The 5219-nt window shown below is 63.0% G+C and carries 6 protein-coding genes; 4 read left to right on the top strand and 2 right to left on the bottom strand.

Annotation, left to right across the window (positions count from 1 at the left end; genetic code table 11):
* Window positions 1-286: 286 nt before the first annotated feature.
* The 4 genes from BO1_RS48030 (at window position 287) to BO1_RS55880 (ending at window position 4348) form a co-directional block, all read left to right on the top strand.
* Window positions 287-1408, top strand: coding sequence for an aminodeoxychorismate synthase component I (locus BO1_RS48030; protein ID WP_028223669.1), 1122 nt, complete (start codon window positions 287-289; stop codon window positions 1406-1408).
* A 137-nt stretch (window positions 1409-1545) separates the two neighbouring features.
* Entirely contained in the window at window positions 1546-2682 is a 1137-nt protein-coding gene (locus BO1_RS48035; RefSeq protein WP_028223670.1) for a porin, read from the top strand.
* 207 nt (window positions 2683-2889) lie between these two features.
* On the top strand, window positions 2890-4020 hold the full coding sequence (locus BO1_RS48040; protein ID WP_028223671.1) for an aminomethyltransferase family protein: 1131 nt from the start codon (window positions 2890-2892) through the stop codon (window positions 4018-4020).
* Between the two features lie 46 nt (window positions 4021-4066).
* A complete protein-coding gene (locus tag BO1_RS55880; RefSeq protein WP_043289230.1) occupies window positions 4067-4348 on the top strand; it encodes a hypothetical protein in 282 nt (93 codons plus the stop codon).
* A gap of 112 nt (window positions 4349-4460) precedes the next feature.
* Here the strand turns inward: BO1_RS55880 and BO1_RS48050 are convergent, their stop codons facing one another.
* Window positions 4461-4664 carry a cold-shock protein gene (locus tag BO1_RS48050; RefSeq protein WP_028223672.1) on the bottom strand — a complete coding sequence of 68 codons (204 nt, stop codon included), beginning with the start codon at window positions 4662-4664 and terminating at the stop codon, window positions 4461-4463.
* Between the two features lie 193 nt (window positions 4665-4857).
* Window positions 4858-5219 (bottom strand): DUF3331 domain-containing protein (locus tag BO1_RS58675; protein WP_218002880.1); only part of this gene is annotated, 362 nt, incomplete at its 5' end.

Consider the following 5219-nt stretch of genomic DNA (forward strand, 5'->3'; position numbering starts at 1 on the left):
CAGGGGCAACGCCTGCATACCGAATGCAAAACAAGGAAAGGCACAAGCTGAAGCAGAGCATACACGCCAGTACACGGCGACCGCGTCTCACCTAAGAGGTAGACAGCCCCTACCCCGCCGCAACGGCGCTGCAACTACGGCAACGCGGGCACTTTGCACGGCACGCCCAGCGTGCACCCTGCGCATCGCCATCTACCCCATGGGGGATACCTACTACGAATCATTGATGGCGCACTTTTGGTCGCTGATGCTCGCCGCATTGATTCGCCGTTCCACTTCTGCCTCCATGGACATTTGCCGCTTCGACGATTTCGTTGCTGGACGCGCGCTAGTCATGCGTGGCCCACACTCGCGGATCACGGCTCGCGACCGCAGCGAGTTTGCGCACGCAATGCAGGAAATCGACGCGGCTCGCGCGAAAGGGCAATGGATCGCCTTGATCGCCAACTATGAAGTGGGCTATTGGCTCGAACCGTCATTGCATGACCGAAGCGAACCGGCGGACGACAAGCGCCCGCACCTGAGCGCGCTAGTCTTCGACGAAGTCCATGAGGAACCCTCATGCAAAGCCCTCGCGACCGACCCACAAAGCGAGATCCTCTCGATCAAACCGCGTATCGGCAAGCATCGCTACATGGAGCAGGTGTCCGAGATCCGCAGGCTGATCGCCGCCGGCGAGGTCTATCAGATCAACTATACGTTTCCGCTCGACGTGCATACCCGCGGCGATGCCGGTGCGCTATACCGGCGCCTCGCCAACGCGAACCCGTCCGCGCATGCAGCCTATATCGAGGATGGCGATCGCCGGATTCTTTCGTTCTCTCCGGAACTGTTCCTGCACCACGGCAGCGGCAAGCTGACGACACGGCCCATGAAGGGCACCGCGCCGCGCGATGCCGATCCCGAGCAAGACCGCCGTTTCGCCACGCAATTGCAGTCGAGCGCGAAGGATCAGGCCGAGAACCTGATGATCGTCGATCTCCTGCGCAACGACCTCGGGCGCATTGCGCGCACCGGTTCGGTCGCGGTAGAGAACCTGTTCGCGCTGGAACAGTACGCGACAGTCTGGACCCTCACCTCGACGATCACCGCCGATATCGGCGAGCCAAATCTCGAACGCATCCTGCGCGCGCTCTTTCCGTGCGGCTCGGTCACGGGCGCGCCGAAGATCGCTGCGATGCATCACATCCGCCGCCTCGAATTCGCGCCGCGCGGCGTCTATTGCGGAAGCATCGGATGGCTCGCGCCGGATGGCCGATTCTCGATGAACGTCGCCATACGCACCCTCGTCCTCGATCGCAGCGGCGAGGGCGTCTATTGCGTGGGCGGCGGCATCGTCATGGACTCGGACCCGGCGCGCGAGTGGGAAGAATGCAAGTGGAAGTCCCGCATCATCGGTTCCTGGTGAATGGCTCGCCTGCGTCGTTCGCGTCACGGGCGGGCTATCCATGCAGTTCTGCACGGGTTCGGGCGGCCCGGCAACGCGCCAGCACCAGCACGAACCACCCTGTCCGCGCCCGTCAAACCAGGATCCAATGCCAGCTCATGAATAAACACCTTCCTTGCGCCGCGCTCGCGGCACTCTTCGTTGCCGGCCATGCCCATGCGCAGAGCAGCGTCACGCTCTATGGCGTGATCGACGATGGCTTGAACTACACGTCGAACGCACGCGGCCATAGCGCCTACGCGATGGTCAGCGGCGACACCAACGCGTCGAATTTCGGGCTCAAGGGCACCGAGGATCTCGGTGGCGGCCTCTCCGCCATCTTCACGCTCGAAAGCGGCTTCAATGTGAACAACGGCGCGTTGAGCATGAGCGGGTCGATCTTTAGCCGCCAGGCATTCGTCGGGCTCAGTTCCGCAGCCTACGGCACGCTCACGCTCGGGCGCCAGTACGACGCAACCGTCGACATGTGGAGCCCCTTCACGGCGGCGGGCAACACCATCGGCGACCTCGCGGCGCATCCGTTCGACAACGACAACTCGGACCAGGACTTCCGCTTCAACAACGCCGTCAAGTATGTGAGCCCGACATTGGCGGGGTTTCAGGCCGAAGGCGTCTATGGCTTCAGCAACGCCACCAACTTCGCCGACAACCGCGCGTACAGCGCGGCCATCAGCTATGGCGCCGGGCCATTCTCGGCTGCCGTGGCCTACATGCGGCAGTCCAACGGCAACCTGAACAGCACGGGCGCGGTGGGCGGCGACGGCGTATTTACGGCCGCGAGCCAGCAGAACATCGACGCAGGCGTGAAATGGACCTTCGGTGACGGCTCGAACGTAGGCCTCGCCTACTCGCACACTGACGTCTATCAGCCGACCGCCAACGCCTATGCCCCCGACATCGGCACGCAAGCGTGGTCGTCGTGGAAGTTCGACAACGTCGAAATCAACGGCCAGTACTTCATCGACCCCACGCTCTCGCTCGCCGCCGCATACACCTACACGCATGGCGACCTCAAGGACACGTCGGGAGGATCGAGTCCGAACTGGCATCAGGTCGCGCTCATGCTGAACTACTCGTTGAGCAAGCGGACTTCGGTCTACGCGCAGGGCGCTTATCAGCACACGAACGGCAAGACAGGCACCGACCTGGACGCGGCACACATCGTCGGCGCCGCGGATCTCTCTTCGAGCGAGAACCAGGCCGTTGTCCGCATCGGCTTTCTGCACCGCTTCTAACGGATTGATGCAGCATGGCCAGGCACGGCGCGCGTAGCGCCCGCCGCTACCACTGTGGGCATACCCCCTCTTCTGGATAGCGGCCCTGGCCAAGTTCGTAAAAAATGCCGCTTAAGGAAACTGCGCGCATCGGCAAGATACCTTCGGCAGCATGGCCCGCGTTGCGCGCTTCGCCCATCCCTCAACGCTAATTACGGAGCGTCTTCCATGGCAAATTCGTGGCGTATTTCGGCACTCGCGGACCGTCATCGCGCGCTGGGCTCCAGGCTGGAAGACTGGAACGGCATGGGCATGGCATGGAGCTATGCGGCGGATCTCGCGGATCATCACGAGGCGATCCGCACCAAGGCCGGCCTCATGGATGTCTCGGGCCTGAAGAAAGTGCACTACGTCGGCCCGCACGCCGAAAGCCTGCTGAACTGGGCGACCACGCGCGATATCGGCAAGCTCTATCCGGGCAAGTCGGCCTATGCGTCCATCCTCAACGAAGACGGCAAGTTCATCGACGACTGCATCGTGTACCGCACCGGCCCGAACGCGTTCATGGTCGTGCACGGCGCGGGCACCGGCTACGAGCGGCTCGTGCGCTCCGCCCATGGCCGTCAGGTGGCCGTGCTGTTCGACGACGACCTGCACGATCTCTCGCTGCAAGGGCCGGCCGCCGTGGACTTTCTTGCCGAGCACGTCCCCGGCATCCGCGAGCTGCCCTACTTCCACCACGTGCAGACGCGCCTGTTCGGCCGCCCGGTCACGATTTCGCGCACCGGCTATACGGGCGAGCGCGGCTATGAAATCTTCTGCAAGGCCGTGGATGCGCCGCTGATCTGGGACACGATTCTCTCGAAAGGGGCGGGCTTCGGCATCATTCCCTGCGCGTTCGCGGCGCTCGACTGGCTGCGCGTGGAGAGCTATCTGCTGTTCTACCCCTACGATAATTCGGAAACCTACCCATTCAGCGACGAGAAGGCCGGCGACACACTGTGGGAGCTGGGCCTCGACTTCACCGTGTCGCCGGGCAAAACCGAATTCTGCGGCGCCAGCGAGCATTTCCGGCTCGCCGGCAAGGAGCGCTTCAAGATTTATGGCGTCGACGTGAGCGCGTCTCGCGCCACTGCCGCGGGTGACACGTTGTGGCAGAAGGGCCGCCAGGTTGGCGTCATTACCTGTGGGATGTACTCGCGGCTCACGAAGCGCTCGCTCGCCATCGCACGTCTGGACGTCGATCAGGCACACAGCGGCGCCGCGCTCGAGGTCAGAGGCAGTATCGAGGCGCGCGCCACCGCATCCGAACTGCCCTTCGACGACCCGGAGAAGAAGAAGCGCACTGCGATGGGATGAGCGCCGGCCGGCAAGCCGGTCTCGCCAACGCGGGAGCCGTGAACCCATGAACCGTACGGAAACGAGAATCCTGGTCAAGCGGGTCGCGCAATGCCGCGACCCGCAGGCCGCCTTATCGCTGTACGAGCACAGCATTGCCGCCGGGCACAAGCGGATCGCCTTGCTGCGCTATATGGATGCGCGCGATCTATCCGTGCCGATGACGCAGCAGCACCACGCCTACGCGTGTGCCGTCGCGAACGCACTCAGCGACCGGGAGATGGAGGCCGTCGCGCGACAGGCCCTGAAACGCAGCCGCGATCGTCAGGCGCGATATACGGCTGGGTGATCAACAGCAGTCCCCTGCTACGACGCAGCCGATCGCGCCCAGGCCCTGCCCCAGCAAACGCAAATGGCCCATAACGGGCCATTGACTTTGCCGGAGATCGTGCTGACCCCGATTACAGCGCCTGGATATTCGCGGCCTGCTTGCCCTTGGGGCCTTGCTTCACCTCGAAGCTCACCCGCTGGTTTTCCTGCAAGGACTTGAAGCCCTTCGCCTGGACTTCGGAGAAATGCGCGAACAGATCGTCGCCGCCGTCATCCGGCGTAATGAACCCAAAACCCTTCGCATCGTTGAACCACTTCACTGAACCTGTTGCCATTTCTCTGTCGCTTCCATAAACCGTTAAATTGAACGCCGACGGGGACTTGCCGGTCGGGCCAAGCATCTTGACCGGACCAAGCTTCTCCCTGCAATAGGCGTTTTTGCGGATGACAGCGACATATTGTTGTCATATTGGCCTTGGGTGCCACGTCAGGCACGGCCTCTCGAACGCGGCATCCCGTCCCTTTTTTTCAGCACCGAACGCGTTTTGCAGGGCAGTCGAGATCCAGCGAGCTGATCGCGTCAGCGAGGATTCTCTCGTCGCGGTTGTGCGGCGGATACTCACCGATCGCCGGCAGGAATACCTGCGCTCCGGCCTCAAATGAAACCATTGACAGTGCGCATGTGCCGGCCTCGGAGGCGGTCGAAGGTGACCAGATCTGCTCGCCATAGCAGGCTCGCCCGGGTTGGCGCCACGATACGGCAATACGATTTCTGGGCAAACGTTCCAGCACCTCGATATGCGGCGGTGGGAACGGCTGTGCCTGAGGTGGACTCATGGACGCGATCACGTGGCCGGGGCCCGGCACACATCGCGGCTCCCCACCCAGCG

The organism is Paraburkholderia oxyphila NBRC 105797 (assembly GCF_000685075.1).
GTDB lineage: Bacteria > Pseudomonadota > Gammaproteobacteria > Burkholderiales > Burkholderiaceae > Paraburkholderia > Paraburkholderia oxyphila.

Coding starts and splice junctions, on each gene's coding strand:
- BO1_RS48050 (WP_028223672.1), bottom strand. CDS start 4,664: ATGGCAACAGGTTCAGTGAAGTGGTTCAACGATGCGAAGGGTTTTGGG.
- BO1_RS48030 (WP_028223669.1), top strand. CDS start 287: ATGGACATTTGCCGCTTCGACGATTTCGTTGCTGGACGCGCGCTAGTC.
- BO1_RS48035 (WP_028223670.1), top strand. CDS start 1,546: ATGAATAAACACCTTCCTTGCGCCGCGCTCGCGGCACTCTTCGTTGCC.
- BO1_RS55880 (WP_043289230.1), top strand. CDS start 4,067: ATGAACCGTACGGAAACGAGAATCCTGGTCAAGCGGGTCGCGCAATGC.
- BO1_RS48040 (WP_028223671.1), top strand. CDS start 2,890: ATGGCAAATTCGTGGCGTATTTCGGCACTCGCGGACCGTCATCGCGCG.